This is a genomic window from Duganella sp. Dugasp56, assembly GCF_047304105.1.
Taxonomy (GTDB): domain Bacteria; phylum Pseudomonadota; class Gammaproteobacteria; order Burkholderiales; family Burkholderiaceae_D; genus Rugamonas; species Rugamonas hordei.
On sequence record NZ_JBGLYQ010000005.1, the window covers coordinates 67,989 to 92,979 of the forward strand.

Sequence of the window (24,991 nt, forward strand, 5' to 3'; positions counted from 1 at the left end):
TCCACCATGTTTGCCAAAATCCGCACCGCCGCCATTGCTTCCACCCTGTTGCTGTCGGCCTTTGCCGCCAACGCCGCCGAATCGACCGCCCGCCTGGAATCGGCCGACTGCTCCACCCCATCCTATCGCGCCGCATGGCAAGACGACGACCTGCAGGGCGTCGTCCGCCTGGCCGTGCTGGTTGGCGCCGATGGATCGGTACAAGAAGCCAAGGTCGTCGAGTCGAGCGGCTACCGCGCGCTGGACAAGGCATCGCTGCGCGCCGGCACCACCTGCAAGTTCGAGCCAGCGTCCAAAGATAGCGCTAACGCCGCCGTTTGGGCTGTCGTGCAATACAAATGGGTCCTGAACTGATGTGGAATTACGCGGCTGCCTGGCGCTCCGGTGCCAGCAGCTGCGCATGCGGTTCGTCCAGCAGATAGCCCTGCGCCAGCAGCGGCACGCCGGCCGATTCGCCCAATTGACGCAGCACCGTCAGCGCCTGCGGCGTTTCCAGCCGTTTGAACACCACCTTGACGCCAGCCTCCGCGCTGCGTTTCAACAAGTCCAGCACATCGCGCCCATCCTGCAGGTCGCGCACATCGAGCTTGAACACGTCCGGACGCAAGCGCTCCAGCAGATGCAGGGCTTCGCGCGCCCCTTGCACGTTGACGGCGAAACGGAAGCCGTTGCGACGGTAGTTATCGGACACATAATTCAGCAGCCAGCCTTGCTGCGGCGAAGCCGCCGGCAGTTGCAGCACCACCCGGTCCAGCGGCAGTTCCAGCGCGTCGAGGATGCGGCGGAACGCATGGCCGTGATTGCTGCTGACCGCGCTCAGCAGGCGGTCGTGCACGTTCAGGAACAAATCCTCGCTCCCCTCGCCCGCCTGGCGGAAGAAATTAATCGCATGCAGCATGCGGCACAGCCGGTCGAGCTCGATCGATTCGTCGTCGCTGGCGGCGTGGTCCAGCAGCTTCCACAGCGACAGGCCCTGGTCCTGCGCCGACACGCTGCGCGCCAGGCCTTCGTACGCATGCACCGCGCCGCCGTCCAGTTGCCGGATAGGCTGGAACGCGCTGCTCATGGTGCAATTGAAAAATCGTCCCTGCGCCTTGCCCTCGTGATCGAGCCAGATGCTGGAAGCGGCACCGGTCGCGCCGCGCGCTTCGGATAAGCGCTCCAGGTATTTTTGCAGGATGGGGAAAGTCATGAAGCTCCTCGGTTGTTGCAAGCAATACCGACAGCGTAGGCCCGCGCTCGCAAAAGCTGAACGAATGCTTTCAGCTATGGATATGCCAAAACATTCGTTCCGTCCGCTTGGCGCGGCCGTTATCGTGGGACATCGACACTACCGCGACACTGAGCGCTTCCATACCATGTGCCAATTACTCGCCATGAGCAGCAGCAAACCCGCCGCCGTGGACTTCTCCTTCGCCGGCTTCGCGCTGCGCGGCAACGAGCACCGCGACGGTTGGGGCATCGCGCTGCACACCGCCGGCGGCTGCCGCCTGTACACCGATTCGCTGGCCTCGATCGATTCGCCGCTGGCCGAGCAGATCAGGAACAATCCGATCAAGGCCAGGAACGTCGTCGCCCATATCCGCAAGGCCACGCAGGGCCGCATCTCGCTGGAGAACAGCCACCCGTTCACGCGCGAGCTGTGGGGCCAAACCTGGTCCTTCGCCCACAACGGCGACCTGAAGTTGTTCGATCCGAATCCCAGCCTGTACTCGCCGTGGGGCGACACCGACAGCGAGCGCGCCTTCTGCCACCTGCTGTCCGGCCTGGCGCTGCGCTTCGACGCCCAGCCGCCGCGCCATGTCCTGTATGCCGCGCTGGAAACGTTGGCCGGCGAAATCGCGGCGCACGGCACCTTCAATTTCATCCTGTCGAACGGCGAAATGCTGTTCGCCCATTGCAGCACCGACCTGCACTACGTGGTGAGGGAATATCCGTTTTCGGTGGCGCAGCTGGTAGATTGCGACCTGAACATCGACTTCAGCAAGCACAATCACCTGGACGACCGCATCGCCGTCATCGCCACGCAACCGCTGACCTCCAACGAAGCGTGGACCAGGCTCGCACCGGGCGAGCTGAAGCTGTTTGTCGGCGGCGAAGAAGTCGGCGCCGCGCCGGCGCGGCGGCCGCAATGGCAGCTGGAGGTGTGCTGCTAGCTCAGTGCGGGTCCAGGTCTTCCGAGAAGCCCGTGACCTTGCCGTCCAGCGTGAACTCATAGCGTACGGCGCCCTGCACCCTGCGCATGGTCAGCTTGGCGTTCTGGCCGCCGACCTGGAAGGCCAGCGGCAGCGCGTCTTTCTTGTCGAACGTGGCGGCGATCACCGGCACCGAGTACGGCGACGGATCGTTCTTGTCTGACGCGATATCCATCACCGTCTGCATCAGGCTGGTCCATTGCTTGCTGTCGACCGGTTCGGCTTCATACAGATACGGCAAGCCCTTGATGCTTTTCATGTGCTTGACGAACTCGGGGTCGCCCGCATACTTTTGCAACACCGCTTTCAGATCGACGGCCACCGGCTTGCCCACCTTGACGCAACACACCACCATCAGTTGGGCGCTGTTGTTCTGCAGGCCGCTAAACACCGTCGGCTCCGTCAACTGGCGATCGGTGAACACATAGTTCGGCCGCGCCAGCACCTTCATCTGCGCAGTGACCACGGGCTGGTTCTCCCACAGGCCCACGACCGGGGCGCTGTCGGCCTGGCTGCAGCCGAACAGGGCGGAAAGAATCAGGCAAGGCATTAATTTATTGAACATAGTCGTTTTCATCAGTGGCCGGTGTCCGACCAGTGCATATTTTCTAAAGGGAAGTAATTGACGCCATAGGTGCTGCCGATGGCGACCAGCGAGGAAAATCCGGCAATGGCGACTTCATCGCCTTTCGCGTCTTTCATTTTCTTGTGCGCGTAGCCCGCCAGGTCCATGTCTACCGCGCCGCCGAAATTATGCCGGGAACGCCCGGGCCGGCCAACCTTTTGCCTGGCTGAATCGGGATGCAGTTTGTAGCCGTCGCACATTTTACGCGCGGCAGCCTTGGCTGCGGCCACATCCGCCTTGCCGCTGGCGTCGCGATGGGCCCAGTCGATGTTCACACCGTCCCAAGGCGGAATCTTGGTGACGTCGTCGCCCTTGCAGATGCGGAAGGCGTAATACATCAAATAGGAACGCTCGATCGGCCGCAACGTGGCGTTGACCGTCACCGAAATGCCTGCGGCGCGCATGGCGTCGATAAAGGCCTTGGCCTTGGGCTTGAACCTGGCGTTCAGCGTGTCCAGCGATCTGCTGCCGGGGAAGCGCGCGCACCACTTGGGTCCGCTCAACTCCAGCGTCGGCGAACTGACCACCGTCACCGGGTGTTCCTTGTCCGTATGCTGATGATCGACGGCGACCGCCGGCGCAGGCGCCGGTGCTGGCGTCGGCTTGGGTGCGGCGGCCGGCGCCGGCGTCGGACCGGGCGATGGCGCTGCCTTGCGCGCGGGCGCAGGCGCGGGAGCCGGCTTGGGTGCTGGCGTCGGAGCCGCCGCAGCGCCCCCCTTGCCCGGCACCCGCAGATGCTGACGCTCGAAAATCTTGTCCGGATCCTTCAGGTTGTTTGCCTTGATCAAGGCTTCGACGCTGACGCCGTACTTGCCGGCGATGCCCGCCAGCGTTTCATGTTTCTTGACGATGTGGATCACCGGCTGCGCCGGCGGCTTGGCCGGCTCATGCACACGCGGCTGCGTCTTCACCGTGAAATACGGCGCGATGAAAGTCAGCGCGGAGTTCGCATGCTCTGACAGCACGTCGCCGATTTTCTCCAGCTTCTTCACGCCCCGGTCGTAGTACAGCGACACGTCGCCGAACAGATCCGGATACAGCACAGGCAGGTTGCCGGCACGGTCGGTTTTCAGCGCCACCTCCCTGTCGCCGCTTTTCGCCTTCACCTGCTGGCCCGCCAGCGGCTGCTGCAGCTTGTCGCGCAGCGCCACGTCGGCCGGCTTGCCCAGCTTGACGATCTTGCCTGCGATATAGCCTTCCTTGCGCCCCATCGCCTCGACCATCCTGGCGAACTGCGCGTCGCTCATGTCGTTCAGCACGGTATCGCTGGACACGCCGGCCGCCTTGCTGATCGAGGCGGTGTAGCCGTCGGTGTCGTTCTCGTTGCGCGGCGCATAGCGCTCCATCATGTCGGCGATGCTGTCCTTGCCGTACACGTCCTTCAGCAGGCGGATGCGTTCCTTCTCGCCGGTTTCCTTGTCGGGGAAGATCAGGAACAGGCTGTGCTTGTCGGACGTGCGCTGCGCCAGGCCGATCGAGGTTGTGATGACGCGCTTGCCCGGCTTGGCCAGGTTGCCCGGATTATGCATGCGCCAGGCGAACGAGCCGCCGATGTACAGCGTCTCCTCGCCATTCTCGTCGAAGTAGTGGACCGTCTTTTGTTCCCGGTAATAGGTGGCGCGCACAAACATGGCTCGGCTCGCGATCAGTGGACGAAGAATTCGCCCGGCAAGGCGTCGGCCGCGTCGTGGTAGCTGCCCTTGGTGCTCATCGCGCCTTCGTTGTCGAACTTCGGCACGTCCCAGTCGCGGTTGAATTTGAAGACCTTGATGTCGACGCGGGCCTTGGCCATATTGGTGTCCGCGCCGCCGCTGGCGCGCGCCGCCTGCACCGCGTACAGCTGGCCGCCCTGCTGGTAGAACGCGATCGACTGGATGTTGGCGTCCGCCGTTTCATAGCTGCGCAGGTTGTAGCCCAGGCCTTTTTGCCCGGGCACGGTGGCCTGCAGCCACGGGTCGCCGGCCTTGCGCGGCAGTACATACACGGTAAAGGTATCGAACGCGCTCGCGTCGGGGCTGCCGACATGGGCCTTGATGATGCGCAGGGTCATGTCGCCCGTCTTCACATCCGTATAACCCTCGGCCAGCTTGATCTGGGCAACGGCCGGCACCGGATTGAGCGTGGCGGCAGACGCCGCGCCGGCCACCGCCATGACGATCGCCGTGGCCCACATTGTGTATCGCATTCCCATCCTATTCTTCTCCATCTTGTATCGCCTGTTGCACGTCGGCGTCGCTGAAGACCAACTGGTCGATCAGCTGCCGCGCAAACGCCAGATCCATTTCCGGCATCGGACTTGCCGCCGGCGCCGCGTCGTCATCGCCGCCCGCAGCGGCGGCTTGTCCGTCGTGCTCATGTTCGTGCTCGTGTTCGGGGTCGTGCTCTTCGCCACAGCCGCAGCCGGGCTCGTCGTCATCATGCACCACGCGGTGCCAATCGCCCTGCTCGCCCAGCTCCACCACCAGCTCGCTTGGCGCAGGGTGAAACACGCGCTCCGTGGTGCCGGCGTCGTTGACCACGCCGCTGGCCACCACCTTGCCGCGCGCATCGATGAAACGGTAGGGCAGCGCGCCGGCGCCGCTGGCCAGCATCAAGTCCTGCAGTTGCCGGTCGATGACCACCTTGGTGCTCAAATCGTAGACCAGCTTGCCGGCGGCGTTCAGTTTCGGCAACGGCAGCGAGCCGTCGCGCGGACCCGTCAACTCTTTCATGCTGGCCTTGAACGCCATCGTGCCGGGGCCGTGGACCATGATGTTGCCGCCTTCGAGCTTCAGATAAGCGCCCTGCGCGGTCAGCATCACGTGTTCCTTGGCCGCCACGCTGACGCTCTTGCTCACGCTGGCCACGGTGATGGCCTTGTCGGCGGTCAGCGTTGTAAGGCCCGCCTGGCTTTGCGCGCTGACCTTGCCGCTGGCCGCGTGCAGCCTGATGCCGGTTTCCTGGTTCGGCTTGGCCGCGCCCGTCGCCTTGCCGTAGCTGAACAGGCTGATGCCGTTGCGCACCGTATGCAGACTGTTGCCCTGGCTGGCGAAATTGATGTCCTGCCCGCCGGTCAGGCTGGTGCTGGCGCCGGCCGCGACGACGGCGCTGGCCGGCGTAACCGCGGCGATGCCGGACGGCGTCGACAATTGCAGATGCGCGGCGCTGTACGCGCTGGCCTGGCCGGCTCCGCCGGTGGAGGCGCCCGCGCCGGCAACCTGCTGCGTGGCGCCGACGACCTCGGCGCTGAGCGCCATGTCCGCCAGCGCAGGCAGCTTGTCAGGCGCCGGTTCGGCCGCGCCGCTGCTGTCCTTCAGGCCGACGTTCTGCTTTTGCGCCAGGTCCGCCAGAGTGGTTTGCAACTGACTGGCCTGCCCGATCTGCGCCTCGGCTTCGCGCGAGTCCAGATGGCCGCCGGCGCCGCCGTTGCGCGCATCGGCCGACAGCAGCATGCCGCGGCCGGCGCGCAGCGCGGCCGCATGTTCAGTCTTCAGCTCGGCGCCGAAGCCGGCGGTAGCCAAGCGCTGGTTGTCGGTCTGGTGCCGCAGATGACCAAGGTTCAGTTCGTCCGTGCCGGTATGCGGGCCGGCGTGCCGCTGCAGCGCCATGCGCGCTTCACCGGGACTGTCGTCGAACACCATCTGGCTGTAGCCGCCGCTGCCGCTCTGGCTGGCCGCCATCACTTGCGACTTGATCCCCGACAGCACCGCCGCATGCGCGTGCGCGCCGGCCTCGCCCGGGAACCAGGCCGGCGCGTTGCCGGTCGCCGCGCCCGCGCCTTGCGACAGCTGGTTGTGCTGGGCGTCGCCCTGCCCCTTGCCGTTGTACACGCTGGCGACAACCACCGGCCGGTCGATATTGCCGTCGATGAAGTCGATCAGCACTTCGGTGCCCACGCGCGGCACCGCCACCGAACCCCAGTTGGCGCCCGCCACCGGCGCCAGCGGCGTCGCGATGCGGACCCAGGTGCCGGCGCCGTCGTCACCGGGCGCACCGGTGTGGCTGTCGGCTTCCGGATGATTCAGGCGGCTGTGGCTCTGCTCGCCACGCTGCCAGTGGAACTGCACCTTGATACGATGGTCGCGGTCGGTATGCACCACCGCTCCCGCCGGCCCGACGACGATGGCGGTCTGCTGGCCGCTGACGGTCGGCTTAGGATGCAGCAATACGCCGTGGCCGTCGACCTCGCTGCGGCGGTAAGACACGCTGCTGCGGATCGCCTCGACGCGGTTGCGGTACAGCGGACGTTCGGCGATCGCGTCGCCCACCGCGTGCAGGCTGGCGCCCTGGTCCTCCGCGATGGCTTGTTCGAGCGCGCTCGTGCCCAGCGCGGAGACGACCTGCTGTTTGACGCCGGAGCTCAGGTTGTTGTGGGCCAGGTGCACCACCCGCAGCGCGGCGAAGGTGCGCGCGCCGTCGTCGCCGGCCTGGTCCAGCACCGCCTGTCCCTGCAAGGTGAAGGTGGTGCCGGGCGCCAGCGTGCGCACGGTGCCGGCGCCGACATGCACTTCGCGGCCCGCCTCCATCGCCTGCAATTGCTGGTCGACGATGCGCTGTCCCTGTTCGCGCGACGCATAGGCGTAGGCGCCGGGCGCGTCGCGGCTGCCCAGGCCGGAATTGCCGCCGGTACTGGCCGCGCTGACCGCGCGGGTGCCGTTGCTGCGGTAGTCCCAGCTGGCGATCTCCAGCGCGTCGGGTATCCAGCGCAGTTCGGTGCGCCAGCGGTCCATGCTGTCCTCCTGCATGACCGCGCCCGGCTGCGTAAAGCGTATCGCCGGCTGCGCATTGGGCTGGAAGCTGCCGTTGTGATCGGCGATGACCATCGTATGGCTGCCCAGCGATGGGCTGCCTGCGTCGCCCTGATGCTCGAAGTAATAGAACAAGCCTTCCTCCAGCATCAGCCGCTCGGCGAACGCCTGGTTCGATTCCTGATACTGGCAGGTCAGCGAGCGGCGCGGATAAACGGCCGGATCCAGCACGTCGAAGCGCCACGCCGGCGCCAGCTTGCCCAGCCCCTGCCAGCCGCCGAACAGCGCGTCGAGTATCTCCAGCACGGTCTTGTCCTGGAACACGCGGCTGTCGCGGCCGATGGCGGTGAAGGCATACCAGGGGCCGATGGTCAGGCTGTAGCGCGCCAGTCCGCCGTCCGCCCCCAGGCATTCGGCGGCGGTGACATGGCCGTGAAACGGGCGCCAGCTGTCCAGGCCCGCCGTCAGCAATTCCACCAGCACCGGCTGGCCGATCAGCGATTTCAGCGGGATCGCGGCATCGGCCGACACGGCGGTCAGCTGCAGCACATAGCACTCGCCGACGGCCTCCTCGGCGCGCAGGCACTCGGCCGCCAGCCGGTCCGGGCCAAGCGGCGTGCTGAGCCGAAGCAAACGGCTGTCTTGGGTAAAGCTGTCGAACAGGGCTGACATGAAGGTAACTCGCGTGGCGATGTCGAAACACTAAAATTAGTATTTTGCAACGCGAATTAGACCCGATAATTATTTTTAGAGCAAGAGTGATTCAATTGAATCGGGCTCGGCCGCCAGGACGGCGGCCTCGGGAAAACAGCGGGAGATCAGACTGAATTACAGTTGCAGAAGCGCTTGCGCTTGGTGCCGTCCGGCGCCTCGGCGCTGGCGTCGAGCTGCTTCCAGTAGAACACGGTTTCGACGCCATACGGCGACCTGACCTTGCCCGCGTCGACATAGCCGCGCCGGGCGAAGAAGTCCTGCCCCGTCGCCGTGCTGTGCAGCTGCAGCGCCTTCACGCCCCAGCTGCAGGCCTGCTCCTCCACACGCGCCAGCAGCGCCTTGCCGACGCCCTGGCCGCGCGCCTCCGGCAGCAGGTAGCACAGGGCCAGCTTGCCGGCCCCCGTCAGCAGCGCGACGCCGACAACCGCGCCTTCGCTGACCGCGACCACCGAAAAATTGGTTGGCGAACCGAACCAGTTGGCCACCATCTGCGGTGTCTTGTTGCCCAGCCACGCGTCCAGGATGGCGGGATCGTTCTTATGATCCTGCACACAACATTCCGCGATCGACCGACGCAAAACAGTGCATGCCGCGTCCGCATCGGCCGCAACGGCGGTACGAATTTCCAGACTCCGAATTTCAAGACCCATGTACGCTCACAAATATTCCCGATAGCAAAAATGAAGCGCTTATCTACGCCTTCTTCAGTGCCTGAAACCGACTATACACCAAGCGGCGAAAGTCGTTGCGGGCGCGCCCGCTTGACCGTCACAGCCTGAGCTAAGCCTAGAGGCCGGCCCTGCTTTTGCCCACGAATGTTTTCAAAAATCGTTATGCGGTTTCCACTGAAACCCGGTGTGAACCATACCTTCTAAGCATATTACGAAAAATTCGTATCTTTTCCGGCCGAAATTTTACACCATGGGTGACTGTTATTACGAAAGCTCATTATGACCAACAAAAATCCTGCCCGCCGCCTGATCGTGTCGTCCTTCCTGGCCGCTTCCGCCGTCATGCTGGGCCTGCCATTGCAGGCCAACGCCGCGGAAACCGTGCTGCTGAACGCCTCCTACGACGTCGCGCGCGAACTGTTCAAGGATATCAACCCGGTCTTCGTGGCGGACTGGAAGAAGAACACCGGCGAGACCATCAACGTCAACCAGTCGCACGGCGGCTCGTCCAAGCAAGCCCGCTCGGTGGCCGACGGCATGGAGGCGGCGGTCGTCACGATGAACCAGGCCAACGACATCGACATGCTGGCCGACAAGGGCCTGGTCGCGCAGGATTGGGCCAAGAAATTCCCGCACAACGCCGCGCCGTTCTACTCGACCATGGTGTTCCTGGTCCGCAAGGGCAACCCGCAGCAGGTCAAGGATTGGGCCGACCTGGCCAAGCCCGGCGTGAAAGTCATCATCCCGAATCCTAAAACGGCAGGCAACGGCCGCTACACCTATCTGGCGGCCTGGGGCTCGGTGCTGAAAAAAGGCGGCACAGAAGCGCAGGCGCGCGACCTGGTGAGCAAGATCTTCAAGAACGTGCCGGTGCTGGACGCCGGCGGCCGCGGCGCCACCACCACCTTCACCCAGCGTGAGATCGGCGACGTGCTGGTGACCTTCGAGAACGAGGTGAACCTGGTGCGTGCCGAGTTCGGCAACAACTTCGAGGTGGTCTACCCGTCGATCTCCATCCTGGCTGAATCGCCGGTGGCGGTGGTCGACAAGGTGGTCGACCGCAAGAACATCCGCAAGCAGGCCACCGGCTACCTGAACTTCCTGTACACCGAGCAGGCGCAGGACATCATCGCCAAGCATTACTTCCGTCCGCGCTCGGAAGCCGCGTTCAAGAAGTACAACGCCAACTTCCGCCAGATCAGCCTGTTCACCGTGGATGACGTCTTCGGCGGCTGGAAAGCGGCGCAGAAGAAGCACTTCGACGACGGCGGCGAATTCGACAAGATTTACCAAAACAAATAAGGATAGTCGTATCGATTCGTTTGCAAGCGGCCGCAATGCCCTTAATCTGGAAGCGCAGGATCAACCAGCGCAGTATCAACAGACAAGGAAGCACGATGGCCATCTCTGAAATTAATGTACGTAACCAGTTCCGGGGCAAAATCAAGGAAATCATCTTTGGACCGGTCGTCTCGGAAGTCGATGTGGAAACCCAGCACGGCATCGTCACCTCGGTGATCACCTCGCGCTCGATCCACGATCTGGACTTAAAGGTGGGCAGCGAAGTGATCGCCCTGGTGAAGTCCACAGAAGTTTCCATAGCGAAAATAAGCAGCTGAAACTGCCGCCGCAGTCGCCAAAAAGCCCTGAACGCTCCCGTTTCAGGGCTTTTTACATTCTTGGGGACAAAAATAGTGGAATCCGTAGGTTACATACAATAGACGAGAAACCACTTTAATGTTATCTTCTATCCTTAGGAAATATTGCCGCATAGCTAGACTAGTTTTGCGCAGCGTCAATTCTTGACGCCCGATAACTCCTCTTTCCCAAGAATACCCAAAATGCTCAAGAAAATTGTCGCTGTATTGCTGAGTTCGTTTACCGTGGCGGCGCTCGCGGTACCGCTCGGTTCGCAGTCAGTGCTGGTGGTCGAAGACGACACCGGCAAAGTGCTGCTCGAAAAGAATGCCAACGTCCAGGTGCCGATCGCCTCGCTGACCAAGCTGATGACCGCGATGGTGGTGCTGGACTCCAAGCCGGACATGGACGCGCCCATCAGCATCGACAAGACCGACGTCGACATGCTCAAGCACAGCACCTCGCGCGTGCCGGTCGGCGCCGAGATCGCCCGCCGCGACGTGCTGCAACTGGCGCTGATGTCGTCGGATAACCGCGCCGCCGCCTCGCTGGCCCGCACCTATCCGGGCGGCCCGGCCGCGTTCAAGCTGGCGGTCAACGCCAAGATCAAGGCGCTGGGCCTGACCCAGACCGTGATCGAGGAGCCGACCGGCCTGTCGCCGAACAACCGTTCGACCGCGACCGACCTGGTCAAGATGGCCACCGCCGCCTCCGCCTATCCGGACATCCGCCGCATCACCACCGACACCAAGGACATCATCAACATCAAGGGTCGCAAGGTGGAGTATCACAACACCAACCGCCTGGTTGGCGCCAAGGGTTGGGATGTCGGCCTGTCCAAGACCGGCTACACCGAGGAAGCCGGCCGCTGCCTGATCATGCGCTTCAAATCGGCCGGCAAGAACGCCACGCTGGTGCTGTTGAACGCCAAGGCCAACTCGGCCCGTCTGATGGACGCGTTCAATATCCGCCGCTTTGTCGCGGGTCCGGAGGGCGAACCGAAAGTCATGACGGTCTCGGCCACGCGCCACAAGAAGCACGCCAAAGCCGCCCGGCACACCCGCCGCGCGGCCTGAACGCACGGACCACGCTCAGAACCCGGTCAGGCCTCCGGTACACATCAGCGTCTCGCCGCTGATGTAGTCGGATTCGGGAATGCACAACAGGTACACGGCGCCGGCCGCCTCGTCCGGCGTGCCGCCGCGTCCCAGCGGAATGCTGCGCTCCAGTACATCCAGCATGTCCGCGTTGATGCCGACCTTGATGTCGCGGCCGTCGATATTGGCGGTGGCGGCGTCGGCGGTGCTTGACGTCAGGCGCGTCTTGATGAAGCCGAAGGCCACGCAGTTGACCGTCACGTTCATCCGTCCCCATTCCTTGGCCAGCGTCTGCGTCATGCCGACGATGCCGGCCTTGGCCGCCGCATAGTTGGCCTGGCCCGGATTGCCGAACAGGCCGGCCACCGACGAGATATTCACCACCTTGCGCACCACGCGCCGGCCGGCCTCGGCCTCGGCCTTGCTATAGGCGCGGATCACCGGCTGCGCCGCGCGCAGCAGGCGGAACGGCGCCGTCAGGTGCACGTCCAGCATCGCCTGCCACTGCTCGTCGCTCATCTTCTGGATCACGTTGTCCCAGGTGTAGCCGGCGTTGTTGATGATGATGTCGAGTCCGTTGAACTGGCTGACGGCGGTGCCGATGAAGCGCTCGGCAAAGTCGACCGCCATCACGCTGCCGACGCAGGCGACCGCCTGGCCGCCCGCCGCGCGGATCGCCTCGACGGTCTCCTGCGCCGGCGCCTCGTCCAGATCGTTGACGACGATGCGCGCGCCTTCGCCTGCCAGTTTGAGGGCGATCGCGCGGCCGATGCCGCGCCCCGATCCGGTGACCAGGGCTACCTTGCCGTCGAGTTTCAATGTCATGCTGTGTTCTCCTGTAGTGTAGTTATGTGTCAGTTCCCCAGCAGCCCGCGCAAGCCGCTGGCGCGCTGGGTGCGTTGTGCGATGGCGTCGAGCAGCACCTGGCCGTTCGGCGTGAGCAATGTGAAGTAGTCGCGCGCGCGCGTGATGCCGGTGTAAATCAGCTCCCGCGCCAGCATGCCGCCACTGTCTTTCGGCAGCACCAGCACAGTGTGCTGGAACTCCGAGCCCTGCGATTTGTGTACCGTCATGGCGAATGCGGTCTCGACGTTCCTGAGCCGCGTGGCCAGCACGCTGCGCACGTTTTCCCCTTCCGAGAAATACACGCGCAACGCGCCGGGGCGTGCCGGATCCGGCAAGGTCAGGCCGATGTCGCCGTTGAAGACGCCGGTGCCGTAGTCGTTGCGGGTGACCATGACCGGCCGCCCGACATACCATTCGCCGCCGCGGCGCAGCAGGCCGGCCGATTGCAACCGGTGCTCGATCACATCGTTCAAGCCGGCCACGCCCCATTCGCCTTCGCGCACGGCGCACAGGATGCGGAAGGTTTCAAAGCTCGTCAGCACCGACTTGACCCAGGCCAGATGGGCGACGTCGTCGCCTTCCGGGCCGCCGGCCTTGATCATTTTCAAATAAGCCTGGTAGCCGCCGGCGGCGCCGGCACGGCCCGCCAGCGCCAGTTGCAGCAGGTCGGACGACTGCGCCGGATCGATCCAGGCGACCTTGCCGTCCTCGCTGTTGCGCAGCACGTCGACCGATGCGGCGGCGTCGCCGGCGTTGACGGCCAGCGCCAACTGGCCGATCGGTCCACCGAAGCGGCGGCTCTCGCGCAGCATCACGGTCTGCCGGGCGATCGCGCCGCCGTTGCCGGCGTAGCTGTCCGGTATCTGCTGGCCGGTGCACGACTGCACATAGGCCAGGGTTTCCGCGTCGTAGGCGCCGGCTTCGGCGTTGTGGCACAGATCGCCCAGCACGGCGCCCGCTTCCACCGACGCCAGCTGGTCCTTGTCGCCGAGCAGGATCAGCGTGGCCGACGTGGGCAAGGCCGCCAGCAGCGCGGACATCATCTCCAGGTGGATCATCGACGCCTCGTCGACAATCAGCACGTCGACGTCGAGCTGGTTGCCGGCGTGGTGCTGGAAGGCGCGTGTGTCCGGCCGTGCGCCGAGCAGGCTGTGCAAGGTGCGGGCGGCGCCCATGCGGCTGGCCAGTTCGCGCAGCGGCAGCGTCGAGCCGACTTTTTCAGCCAGGTCGTCCAGCGCGGAATCGATCGATTGCTTCAGGCGCGCGGCGGCCTTGCCGGTCGGCGCGGCCAGCGCCACGCGCAGGCCTGACTGGCGTTCGCCGGCCGTGGCGAACAGCAATGCCAGCAAGCGGGCGACGGTATAGGTCTTGCCGGTGCCGGGGCCGCCGGTGATGATGCCCAGCTTGCCGCGCATGGCGACCGCGCAGGCGATCTTCTGCCAGTCGGTGGCGCCGCCGCGCGGAGCGTGCGGGAACAGGATGTCCAGCCAGCGGCGCATGTCGGCCACGTCGGGCAATGTACTGGACGCGGCCGTGCGGCCGAGTACCGCGCCGGCGACCAGCGTTTCGTCGCGCCAGTAGCGGCGCAGGTACAACCGTTCACCGTCGAGCACCAGAGGCTGCTGAAAATCCAGGTCGCCCACCGGCCACACCTGATCGCAGCCGGCCAGCAGCGCGCGCCAGGCGGCGGCATTCTTGGGCCAGGCGCCGGCGGTGTCGCGCAAGGCGCGCCACTCGTCGCTGGTCCAGCCCAGCTGGGCGGAGGGATCGGCGGCCAGTTCGTCCAGCATCAGGCAGCTGTGGCCGCGCCCTTCGAGTTCCGACAGCAGCACGCAGGCCGCCATCAACTGCGGCGGAGAACTGGTGCCGACGCTGGCGATGAAGCGCGCAAACGCTCCGCTCAAGCGGCGCAGCTGGCCGTTCTCGGTATAGGTGTCGACTTGCGCAAGCAACGCTGCGGAGGTATCAATGCTCATGTGCCGCCTCGTGCTTCGCACCGGTATCGTCCAGCAAACGGTCCAGTCCATCCAATAATTCGGGATCGGGTTCGATCAGGTAGCAGCCGCGCGTCTGCGTGTTCGCAATGCCGCGCAAGAACAGGAAGATCGCCCCGCCCAAGTGCTCGGCGGGATCGTAGCTGTCGCCCAAGCGGCTTTGCAGCAGCCGGTGCAGCGCCAGCATGTAGATCGCGCCCTGGATGTCGTAGCGGTGCTCGGCCATGGCCGCCACCAGTGCCGGCTGGTGATAGGCCGCGTCGCCGGCGCCCAGCGCGTTGGATTTATAGTCCAGCACCCAGAACCGGCCCTCGTGCTCGAACACCAGGTCGGCAAAGCCTTTCAGCATGCCGTGCAGCTGGCGCTCGGGCAGCGCGGGCCGGGCAGCGCCGCCCAGCAGATGCGTCGCGCACAGTCCGTCCAGCGCACCGGTGCTCAGGCGCTCGCTGGGGAACCAGAATTCCATCTCCGGCAGTGGCGATTCGATGGCGCTCAGCGGCGCATCCAGGTACGGCAAGGTGGTGCCGGCGATCTCGCGCAGCCAGGTCAGCGTGTCGTCGAGGCGATTGCCCCAGCCGGCGCGCTCGACCCGCCGCGTCAGGCGCGATTCGAACGTTTCGTGGTTGACGATGGCGAAGCCCTCCTGCCCCATCCACTCCAATTGCTCGTGCAGGAAGTTACCCGGCACCGAACCGCGCGGGAAGCGATGCCACGGTGCGTCTTCCACGCGGCCCGCCAGCGTCATGGCCGGCAGGTCGGCGCCCTCCAGCAGGTTTTCCTGCAGGCCGTCGCGCGGCACCGGCGCCTGCGGCGCATCCACGGCGGTGCCGATGGTGCCGGTCGGTCCGGTGCGGCGCGCCAGCGAGCTGAAACTGCCCACCGACCAATCGCGCTCGAAGCGTCCGGTGTACTGCTGCGGGTCCAGCAACGGCGGGCGTTCCTCGATGCGGCTCAGGCGCGTGAACTGCGACATCGCCATGTCCAGCGTTTCGATGCTGATGCCGTCGCAGCCTTTGCAGGCATGGCCCCAGCGCTCCATCATCAGGTCTGACGGCAGCGCCTCGCCGCCGGTCAGCAGGTAGCCCAGCGCCGATTCGTGCAGCGTGTTGTCACCCGCCTTGCGCGCGGCCAGCGCGGTCACGCCCAGCCAGAGGAAATGGCGGGCGCGGGTCAGCGCCACGTACAGCAGCCGCAAATCCTCCTGCAGGCGCGCGCGTTCGACCAGCTCCATCGCCGTATCGGTCAACGCCATGTCGATCTGCCGCACGCCGTCTTCGTCGCTGAATTCGAAGAAGCTGCGGTTGCGGCGCTCGACCTTGCGCGCAGTAACCGCAAACGGCAGGTACACCAGCGGATATTCCAGGCCCTTCGACTTGTGTACGGTGACGACCTTGACCAGCTCCGCGTCGCTTTCCAGGCGCAGCACGCGCTCGTCGCCGCCGCCCTCGCCACCTTCGATCTGCTCGGCCAGCCAGCGTATCAGCGCCTGTTCGCCATCGAGCTGGCGGCTGGCCGACTGCAGCAGCTCGGCCAGGTGCAGCAGGTTGGTCAGGCGGCGCTCGCCGCCCGGTTGCTGCAGCAAGGCGGCCGGCAATTTCAGCTCGTGGATGAAGCGGCGCAGCATCGCCAGCACGCCCTGCCGCTGCCAGACGATATGCAGCGCCTTCAACTGCTCGACGCGCGCTTCCCACGCCAGTTCATCCGACGACAGCAACGCCAGCTCCGCCAGCGGCAGGCCGGTGGTGCGGGTCGCGAAGGCGGCACGCGCCAGAGCGCCGTCCAGCGGGCTGGCGACGGCGGACAGCCAGCGCAGCACATCGGCAGCTTCCTCGCTGTCGGTCACCGAATCCTTGTCCGACAGGTAGACGCTGGGAACGCCGCGCCGCTGCAGCGCGCGACGGATGGCCGACGCCTCCTTGCGGTCGCGCACCAGCACGGCGATATCGGCCGGCTGCAGGCGCACAAATCCTTTGGGGCCATCGAAACCAATGCGCTCGTCGTTGAGCTGCGCGACGATCTGCTCGGCGCAGTGCCACGCGAAGAATTCGCGATAGCCGTCCGCCTTCAAATCCTGCGTCGCGCTGCAAGCAATGACCAGCGCCGGCACGTCGCCGTCGGCGTTGACCATTCGTTCATCGCGGCCCTTAGCGCCGACCGCTTCGAACGGCAGCGGATTGTCGCGCGTGCCGGGATCGCGGAAGCGGAACGCGCCGCGTCCAAAGCCGCCTTCCGCCGGCTGGCCTTCGGCATGCATGAACAGATGATTGACCGCCTCCACCACCGGCTTGGTGGAACGGTAGTTGGTGCCCAGCTGGTAATGGCGGCCGGCCGTGGCGCGGCGGGCGGACAGGTAGCTGTGGATGTCGGCGCCACGGAAGCCGTAGATCGATTGCTTCGGATCGCCGATCAGGAACAGGCCTGTTTCGGCGTCGTCGTCGGCCACGCGGTACAGCAGGTTGAAGATCTGGTACTGGTTCGGCGCCGTATCCTGGAATTCGTCGACCATCGCCACGGGATACTGGTCGGTGATGCGCTTGCGCAGGGCGGCGGCGTTCTCGCCTTGCAGCGCGGCGTTCAGGCGGTCCAGCATGTCGGCGAAACCGAACTGGCGGCCGCGTTTCTTCAGCTCGTCCATCCGCCTGGCGACGGCGGCGGCGGCGTGGCGGTACAGCGCGTGCGACAGCGGTTCGATGTCGTCCAGCGCTCTTTTCAGCGGCTCGATCGCGTCGAAGTCGTCGGGGATCACGGCGGTGTAGCCTTTCGAAAAGGCGTCTTCAAGGCCGTACGGCGTCAGGCGCTTCCAGGCGGTGTCCGAAATGTCGGGCATGACCATGGCGGCATCCCCGGCCCACGCGCGCAAGCCGTTGAACCAGCTGGCCAGCGACTCGGCGCGCATCTTGTTCCCATTGAAGCATTTGGGCGAGAGCACGCGTTCCGTGGCGATCCATTGTTCCATGCGGTTGGCGCGCTCCACCCAGCCGGCCTTCAGGCCAGCCAGCTGCGCCTGCTGCTCGCGCTGTACGGCCGCGATCAGCCCGGCCAGGGTGTCGGTGCTGGCCTCGCCGATGATGTCGGCGCGTTTGACCAACTCGCGTATCGATTTCTTCAACGCGCCGACGTCGCCCCAACATGACAGCAGCGCATCCAGCGCGACGGCGTCGAGCGGATAGACCTGCTGGCGCCAGTAGTCGTGCGCGGCGTCTTCGAACAGGGCCTGCTCGTCGCTGACCAGCTCTTCGTCGAACAGGCTGCCGCTGTCGAAGGCGTGCTCGCGCAACATGCGCTGGCACCATGCGTCGATGGTGAAGATGGCCGCTTCGTCCATCGTTTCCGCCGCCAGCATCAGGCGGTGCGCGGCCTGCTGCTGCTCGGCGTGGCTTGGGTAAGATTCGAGGATGGCGTCCAGATAGCTGTCATGCCCGCCGCCGAGGCCCATCGCCGCGTAGCCGCGGAAGTAGGCCGCAGCTTCCACCAGCCGCTCGCGGACGCGGTTCGACAGCTCGCGCGTAGCGGCGCGGGTGAAGGTCATCACCAGGATATCGGCCGGCAGCAAGGGCCGGCGGAAGCCGTTCTCTCCGCCGTGACCCAGCACCAGCCGCACGTACAGCGCGGCGATGGTCCAGGTCTTGCCGGTGCCGGCGCTGGCCTCGATCAGGCGCGAGCCGTGCAGCGGGAAGGTCAGCGGATCGAGCTGGTTGGCGGTGATACTGATGCTGCTCATGCTGCGTCCTCGCCGGCTATCGCGGCTATCGTAATCTGTTGTTCCAGCCAGTCGGCCAGCGGGCCATACAGCGCTTGCGAGACATCGGCGAAATCCGGTTCGGCGCTGAGCGCGGCGAAATCCGGCCACAGGCGCGCCAGGCACAGGTCATCGTTTTCGCCGGAGATCTCGAAGCCGCCGTCGTACACCGCGCGCGGATCGCCGCCCTGCGCCAGCGACAGCGCGGTCTTGCAGGCGGTCGGCAACGGCCGGTTCATGCCGTCGCGCCACAGGCACACCAGCTCGCGCAGGGCTTCCTGCGCCTCTGCCTGCGGCAGCGGCTTCATGGTGACGATGGCGTCGCGCGCCACCAGGTAGCCGCTGACCGGCAGGCCGGCCGCCGCCACGGCCAGCTGGCGCAGCCACATCGCGATCAGCTTGTCGCCGCGCGGCTTGCCCTGCTTGTCGGTGACCTTGGACGACATCTGCGTCAGCCACACCGTCTCGCTGCCGTTGCTGCGCAACTGGTCGATCCAGTCGTCCAGCGGCACGCCGGCCAGCATCAGGTTCAGCGCCACCTTGGGCGCCGGCAGCGGATAGTGCTGGCGCAGGATCAGCCACGCGCTGCGCACCGGCGCCAGCGCTTCCACCAGTTGATGCCGGTATTGCTGGCCGATCAGGCCTATCGGCAGCACGCCCTTGCGCACCAGTTCTTCCGCGCGTTCGGTCAGCTTGTCGTAGACCTGGCCGATGTCCTCATCCTCCGCGTCGCCGCCCAGCATCTCGTCTTCCAGCTGATAGCGTTCCAGCCCGGTGAGGGAAAACGGCTCTTCGTCCTCGCCCACCATCGCCGCGTCGCCGAACATCACGCCCAGGCGCTGGCGGAAGAAGAAGCGCGCCGGCTGGCGCATGAAATTGGTCAGCGTCGACAGCTTGAGGCGGTACTTGTCGTCGATTTCGTAGGGCGGCAGCTCGGCGTTCGCACCGTCGGCGATCTCGTCGCCATGGGCCTCGCGCCATTCGCGCGCATAGGTCAGCAGGCCGCCGGCCTCGAAATAACGCCGGCTGAACGGCTGCAAGGCGTGTTCCGTGGTGCGTGCGTGCGGGTCCAGCTGCCATCCGTTGACCAGGTAATCGCGCAGTTGCGACACCAGCACCGACGGCGGCTGCTCGCTGTTGTCGCGGACATTGCGGCCGACCCAGCTGATATACAGCTTGTCGCGCGCGGCCAGCAGCGCCTCCAGCATCAGGTAGCGGTCGTCGTCGCGGCGCGAGCGGTCGCCGGGGCGGGCCATGCCCGGCTGCGACAGCAGGTCGAAGTCGGCCTTCGGCGCACGGCGCGGGAAGTCGCCGTCGTTCATGCCCAGCAGGCAGACCACGCGGAACGGCACCGCGCGCATCGGCATCAGCGTGCAGAAGGTGACGCCGCCGGAAACGAACTGGTGGTTCAGCGTCGGTTCGTCCAGCAGGCCAAGCCACGCCTCGCGCAGCACGGCCAGTGGCACCGCTTCGTCGTAGGCCGCGCCTTCGCAGGTTTCCAGCCAGTTGTTGAGCGCATCGTCCAGCTGCGCCAGCGTCAGGCGGTCGCCCTCCTCGCCGGCCTTGAAGAAAGCCGCCAGCAGCGCGCGGGCCTGCACGCCCCACTCGGCCGGCGAGCGCGATTGCGCCAGCACCTCGCGCCAGTGCAGCAGCGCTTCGACCAGTTGCGCCAGCGATCCCGCCAGCGCGGCATCCAGCCCGCCCACTTCGGAAAACGGTTCGATGCCGGCAAAGGCCTCGCCGTCGCCGCTGGCGTAGCCGAGCAACATGCGGCGCACGCCGAACAGCCACGAATTCTGCACGCCGGCCGCGCCCAGGCCCAAACCGGCGCGGTGCTCGGGATCGAGCCCCCAGCGCACGCCGGCGCCTTCGATCCACAAACCCAGCGTCGGCAGATCGTCCTGGCTCAGGCCGAAACGCGCGGCCAGCGCCGGCACGTCCAGCAGGTCGCGCACTTCGCTCTGGCGGCAGCGCTGCTGCGGCAACCGCAGCAGCCATTCCAGCGCCACCAGCAGCGGATTGACGCTGCGGTCGTTGACGTCGCCGATCTCAAACGGAATGTAGCGCGGATCGCTGCGGCGATACTGCGCGAACACCGCGTGGATCGCGGCCGAGAAGGTGTCGATATCCGGCACCATCACCACCACGTCGCGCGGACGCAGCTTGCCGTCGTCGGCGAACATCTTCAACAGCCGGTCGTGCAGCACTTCGACTTCACGCTGCACGCTGTGGGTGATGTGGAATTCGATCGAACGGTCGTCGTCCGGCGGAGGGACCTGCGGGTGTTCGGACAGCGGCAGCAGGTCGCGTATGGCCGCCTGCACCTGCGACAGCAGCGTATCGCCCTCGCCTTCGCTGAACAGGTCGATGCGCAACGGTGCAACGTCGTCATTCTCGGCGGCTGCTGCGGCCGAGGCTTCGTCGAATTCGTCCAGCATGCGGATGAAGTCGCGGCCCTGCCGCCCCCAGCTGGCCAGCAGCGGATGGCTGTGCGCATGCAGTTCCTCCAGCGGAATCGCGCCCAGGTCCTGGCCGTTGCGCAGCTGCTGGCGGCGATGCGCGGAACGCAGCAGGTCGCGGCCTTCGATGATGTCGCCCCAGTAGAACTGGCAAGGGTTCGGCACCGCCAGCACCACCTGCGTGTAGCGCGCCAGCGAGGCCAGCGCCTGCAAGCTCTGGTACGGCAGCGCCGACACGCCAAAGATGACGATGCGGCGCGGCAGCCGGCCGAGCGGCGCTTCGCCGGCCGCGCTGGCGCGCACGAATTCGGTGTGGACGGTGGCCCGGCCCAGATCCCGCTCGTGCGGCTCGACGTCGGCGATGACGGAGCGCCACAACTGGCCTTGCCAGCGCTGGTCTTCCGGCAGCGGCACGGCTTCGCCACGTGCGTTGCGCATCTGGTCGCGACCATGCGCCCAATCGTCGAGCCAGTCGGCGCGGTAGACCTGGTATTGGTCGAACAGGTCGGCCAGGCGCTCGGCCAGCTGCAGCCGCCGCTCCGCCTCGCCGTCGGCCAGGAAATGGCGCAGCGGCGTGAACACGGGATCGGCCAGCAAGGTGGGCAACAGACGCATCAGGCGCCACGTCAGCGGGCCTTTGTCGAAGGCGGAACGGACCGGCACGCGGTCGCGTCCCAGCATGCCGCGATAGGTTTCCCACAGAAAGCGTGCAGGCAGCGCCACGCGGGTGGCCGCGCAGACCCGCATTTCCTCGGCCAGCGCGATCTTCAGCCATTCGGCCACGCCATTCGACTGCACCAGGAAGATGTCCGATTCCAGCGCCCCGAGCGGATGGTTGCGCAGCCACTGGAACACGGCGGCGCGCAACTGCTCCATTTGATTACCGTGCAAAATCAGCAGGCCGGGGGTGATGCTCGAATGCATAGGGCTCTTCGTGAGGATAGTGCCCGTATTATCGCTCTAGCCGGGGTCGTATGCCAGCAGTTCCTGAGCGATATGATCGTTCAGCACAGCGAGCATGGCGTGCATCTGCCGTACCAGCTCGCCGGCGTTGGTGCTGTCAGGGTCCTTGCGCACCTGTTCCAGCGCCAGGCACAGGTTCCCGAAGCGCATGGCACCCACGGCGCGAGCGGCCGATTTGGTGCGGTGGCCCAGTTCCGACAACTGCGCCAGGTCGCCCTGCGCCAGCGCCGCGTCGATCTCCACCAGGGCATCCCTGGCCGATTCCAGGAACAGCAGCGCGTACTTGCGCATCTTGTCGGTCTTGCCGCCAAAGGTCTGGGCCAGCATCGCGACGTCGAACAGTTCGGCGTCGTCGGGCGCCGTCGCGGGCACCGTCGCAGGCGCTGCGATGGGTGCCGTCGCGGGCACCGTCGCAGGCGCTGCGATGGGCACCGGCGCGGGCGCCGTGCCGCTCGTCATCGTTTGCAGCGGCGGCTGCATGTTCGCGAACATCGCGGTCGCGGCGGCGGTCGGACCGCCATCGGCCATCGTGAAATAGGACGGCGGCGGTGGCGCCAGCGGCCGCACCGGGGCGGCGGCGCGCGCCCTCTGGCTCATCCACTTCGACAGCATGTTGAACAGCTGCTTGGGCGCGATCGGCTTGGTGACAAATTCGTCCATGCCCGCCTCCAGGCAGCGCTCCTGGTCGTCGCGGCCGGCGTTGGCGGTCATCGCGATGATCAGCGTGGCCGACAGCTTGGGATGCGAGCGGATCAGGCGCGTGGTCTCATAGCCGTCCATCACCGGCATCTGCACGTCCATCAGCACGCAATCGAAACGCTCCTTGAGCAGAAGATCGATCGCCTCCTTGCCGTTGTTGGCCACGCAGACGGTGGCGCCGGCGTCCTCCAGCAGCTCCTGGCCGACCTGCTGGCTGAAGATATTGTCCTCCACCAGCAGGATGGACGCGCCGCGTATGGTGTCCAGCACATCGGGCTGCACCGAATCGTCGCTGGCGCGCAGCAAGCTGACGCCCTTGGCCAGGCGCGCGGTGAACCAGAAGGTGCTGCCGGAGCCCGGCTCGCTGTCGACGCCGACGCCGCCGCCCATCAGCTCCACCAGCTGCTTGCTGATGACCAGTCCCAGTCCTGTGCCGCCGTAGCGGCGCGTGGTCGAGGTGTCGGCCTGGTGGAAGGACTGGAACAGCTGCTGCACCTGTTCCGGCGTCATGCCGATGCCGCGGTCCTCCACTTCGAAGCGCACCAGCGTGTGGCTGTCGCGGTCTTCCAGCGGCCGCGCGCGGATGTACACCTTGCCCTGCTCCGAAAACTTGATGGCGTTGCTGGTAAAGTTCAGCAGCACCTGCTCCAGCCGCAACGGATCGCCGCGCAGCGGCTGCGACAAGCCGGCTCCCACCTCGAACACCAGTTCCAGTCCCTTGGCCGAAGCGCTCTCGCCCAGCTGGCTGGAGATGTTGGCCAGCAGCGCGTCGAGCGTAAAGTCCAGCACCTCCAGCTCCATCTTGCCCGCTTCGATCTTGGAGAAGTCCAGGATGTCGTTGATGATGCCCAGCAGGTGCTGGCCCGAGTGATAAATCTTCTGCAGGTAGTCGCGCTGCTTGGGATGGGTGACCGATTTCAGCGCCAGGTGCGCCATGCCGATGATGCTGTTCATCGGCGTGCGGATTTCATGGCTCATGTTGGACAGGAAATCGCTCTTGGCCTGGTTGGCCGTATCCGCCTCTTCCTTCAATCTATGCAGCTCGGTGACGTCGGTCGACAGCCCGATCACCGCCGTCACGGTGCGGCCGATTTCTACCGGCACCTTGACGGTCCATTGATGCTGCACCACGCCGTCGCGGCCGACATGCTGCGCCTCGCCAGAGCGCTTGACGTTGTCGGCGAACGCCGGCTGTTCCAGCGCCCACTCGGCGTCGGCGGCGGCGGTCGGCATCAGCTCGCGATCGAGCCGGCCCACGATGTCGTGCACCGGCTTACCCATCGCATCGGCCAGCTTGGCGTTGACGTAGATGTAGCGCCGGTTGTGGTCCTTCATGTAGACGTGGGCGTCGACGTTGTTCAACACCGTGTCAAGCAGCACGCCCTGCTTCAGCGCGCGCCGGCGCGACGCGTACAGCACGAAGAAGTAGCTGTACAACAGCAGCGTGCCGGCGAAGCCGGTGCCGCCGGCGATCCACGGAAAGTAGAAATCGAAACCGCTCAGCAGTTCGTTCTTGCGCACCTGGAAATGCGCCTTCCACAGGCTGCCGTTGAAATCGATGGGCAGCACGGATTCAAAATAATCGCCGCGCTGCGCTTGCGGCGCGCGCGGCGCCGTCATCGAGCCGTCGTCGTTGAACAGCAGGCGGTCGGTCTTCTCGATCACCAAGCGGCGCTGTTCGACATCGGTGCTGCCGTCCGCGTACAGGACCAGGTGCACCTGGCGCACCGTCATCTCGTCGATCGCCCCCTGCACCAGCTTGGGCACGCTGAAGCCGATGCCGACCGATCCCAGGTAGGCGGCGCGGCGCGCGGCGACATCGTCGAGCGGCATGTTGCGGCGGTAGACCGGCAGCCGTATCGCCAGGCCGATGTGCGGCGTCGAGCCGTTGACCACGATGGGCAGCCCCGACGCGCCAACCTGGCCGCTGTCGCGCGATGCCGCCAGGGCCTTGTCCTGCGCCGGATTGAACGCCAGGTCGGCGCCCATTTTTTCCTGCTGCATCGAGGCCGGCTCCAGATAGGTCAGCACCGCGTAATGGGGGCGGCGTCCGGCCGGCTTGATGTCGAAGCCGGAAAAGCCGTCGGCGCGCACGCCGGCGACAAAGGCGTCGCGCTGGGCGTCGGTGACCAGCGGCGCCCAGGTCACCGCCTCGATCGCCGGAAAATACCGTGGGATATCAAGGTTGGCCACATACTGGTGAAATTGCTGGCGACTCAGGCTGTCGGTGGTCTGAAACAGCGACACCAGCCCGCGCGTCAGGTCCGAATAGGACTTGATGCGGGCCGAGATGCCGTACTGCGCGCTGCGCGCCAGGTTCTCGAAACGCTGGGCGGCGGCGGCATCCACGATGCGCGACGCGGCGCCGGCCAGCACCGCGCCGACCGCCAGGGCCAGCGCGATGCCGGCCGTCCAGAACAGCAGGCGCGAACCGGCGACCTTCTTGGGCTTGTTACCCGTTTTCAGCATGCGCCGCCACCGGTGGGATTTTGGGATAATTTTGCATCACAGCAGCATACTATTAATGCCGCGCGGGAACCAGTGCAAGAATTGGTTAGAATTCAGAGCGATAAATCGTCACTATTGAAGGGAACCTTATGCGCTAAGGCGCGCTCTAAATGATG

Annotated in this window: 16 protein-coding genes; 5 read left to right on the forward strand and 11 right to left on the reverse strand. The window is 65.7% G+C overall.

The genetic code is table 11. From position 1 onward, the window contains the following. Positions 1–6 precede the first annotated feature (6 nt). Entirely contained in the window at positions 7–354 is a 348-nt protein-coding gene (locus ACCD07_RS04515) for an energy transducer TonB (protein WP_176651343.1), read from the forward strand. Between the two features lie 7 nt (positions 355–361). Here ACCD07_RS04515 and ACCD07_RS04520 read toward each other — a convergent pair whose 3' ends face one another. After that, on the reverse strand, positions 362–1,192 hold the full coding sequence (locus tag ACCD07_RS04520) for an EAL domain-containing protein (RefSeq protein ID WP_413446625.1): 831 nt from the start codon (positions 1,190–1,192) through the stop codon (positions 362–364). A gap of 166 nt (positions 1,193–1,358) precedes the next feature. Here ACCD07_RS04520 and ACCD07_RS04525 point away from each other — a divergent pair, with 166 nt between their 5' ends. Further along, positions 1,359–2,156 carry a class II glutamine amidotransferase gene (locus tag ACCD07_RS04525; protein WP_413446626.1) on the forward strand — a complete coding sequence of 266 codons (798 nt, stop codon included), beginning with the start codon at positions 1,359–1,361 and terminating at the stop codon, positions 2,154–2,156. A gap of 1 nt (position 2,157) precedes the next feature. On the opposite strand, the gene ACCD07_RS04530 is transcribed toward ACCD07_RS04525, so the two are convergent. The 5 genes from ACCD07_RS04530 to ACCD07_RS04550 form a co-directional block, all read right to left on the reverse strand. Further along, positions 2,158–2,760, reverse strand: a complete 603-nt coding sequence (locus tag ACCD07_RS04530; RefSeq protein ID WP_413446627.1) for a hypothetical protein — start codon at positions 2,758–2,760, stop codon at positions 2,158–2,160. A gap of 11 nt (positions 2,761–2,771) precedes the next feature. Then, complete coding sequence (locus tag ACCD07_RS04535; RefSeq protein ID WP_413446628.1) at positions 2,772–4,451, reverse strand: LysM peptidoglycan-binding domain-containing protein; 1,680 nt, start codon at positions 4,449–4,451, stop codon at positions 2,772–2,774. Between the two features lie 14 nt (positions 4,452–4,465). Then, on the reverse strand, positions 4,466–5,005 hold the full coding sequence (locus ACCD07_RS04540; protein ID WP_413446629.1) for a hypothetical protein: 540 nt from the start codon (positions 5,003–5,005) through the stop codon (positions 4,466–4,468). Positions 5,006–5,012: 7 nt separating this feature from the next. Further along, positions 5,013–8,219, reverse strand: a complete 3,207-nt coding sequence (locus ACCD07_RS04545; RefSeq protein WP_413446630.1) for a type VI secretion system Vgr family protein — start codon at positions 8,217–8,219, stop codon at positions 5,013–5,015. A gap of 146 nt (positions 8,220–8,365) precedes the next feature. Further along, positions 8,366–8,911, reverse strand: coding sequence for a GNAT family N-acetyltransferase (locus ACCD07_RS04550; protein WP_413446631.1), 546 nt, complete (start codon positions 8,909–8,911; stop codon positions 8,366–8,368). A 300-nt stretch (positions 8,912–9,211) separates the two neighbouring features. On the opposite strand from ACCD07_RS04550, the gene ACCD07_RS04555 reads away from it, so the two are divergent. The 3 genes from ACCD07_RS04555 to ACCD07_RS04565 all read left to right on the forward strand — a co-directional run bounded on the left by ACCD07_RS04555 (position 9,212) and on the right by ACCD07_RS04565 (position 11,646). Further along, entirely contained in the window at positions 9,212–10,234 is a 1,023-nt protein-coding gene (locus ACCD07_RS04555) for a sulfate ABC transporter substrate-binding protein (protein WP_413446632.1), read from the forward strand. 95 nt (positions 10,235–10,329) lie between these two features. Further along, positions 10,330–10,551, forward strand: a complete 222-nt coding sequence (locus ACCD07_RS04560) for a TOBE domain-containing protein (RefSeq protein WP_019919846.1) — start codon at positions 10,330–10,332, stop codon at positions 10,549–10,551. A 222-nt stretch (positions 10,552–10,773) separates the two neighbouring features. After that, positions 10,774–11,646 (forward strand): serine hydrolase, encoded by an 873-nt coding sequence (locus ACCD07_RS04565; RefSeq protein ID WP_413446633.1) that lies wholly within the window; start codon positions 10,774–10,776, stop codon positions 11,644–11,646. Positions 11,647–11,661: 15 nt separating this feature from the next. Here the strand turns inward: ACCD07_RS04565 and ACCD07_RS04570 are convergent, their stop codons facing one another. Genes ACCD07_RS04570 through ACCD07_RS04590 form a run of 5 tightly spaced genes read right to left on the reverse strand, consistent with a single transcriptional unit; the run spans position 11,662 to position 24,836 of the window. Further along, entirely contained in the window at positions 11,662–12,492 is an 831-nt protein-coding gene (locus ACCD07_RS04570; protein WP_413446634.1) for an SDR family NAD(P)-dependent oxidoreductase, read from the reverse strand. 29 nt (positions 12,493–12,521) lie between these two features. After that, on the reverse strand, positions 12,522–14,489 hold the full coding sequence (recD, locus tag ACCD07_RS04575) for an exodeoxyribonuclease V subunit alpha (protein WP_413446635.1): 1,968 nt from the start codon (positions 14,487–14,489) through the stop codon (positions 12,522–12,524). Beyond that, entirely contained in the window at positions 14,479–18,228 is a 3,750-nt protein-coding gene (gene recB, locus ACCD07_RS04580; RefSeq protein ID WP_413446636.1) for an exodeoxyribonuclease V subunit beta, read from the reverse strand. The genes recD and recB overlap by 11 nt, the downstream gene beginning before the upstream one ends. Next, entirely contained in the window at positions 18,225–21,629 is a 3,405-nt protein-coding gene (gene recC, locus ACCD07_RS04585; RefSeq protein ID WP_413446637.1) for an exodeoxyribonuclease V subunit gamma, read from the reverse strand. The genes recB and recC overlap by 4 nt, the downstream gene beginning before the upstream one ends. Before the next feature lie 36 nt (positions 21,630–21,665). Next, positions 21,666–24,836 carry a CHASE domain-containing protein gene (locus ACCD07_RS04590; protein WP_413446638.1) on the reverse strand — a complete coding sequence of 1,057 codons (3,171 nt, stop codon included), beginning with the start codon at positions 24,834–24,836 and terminating at the stop codon, positions 21,666–21,668. Positions 24,837–24,991 lie beyond the last annotated feature (155 nt).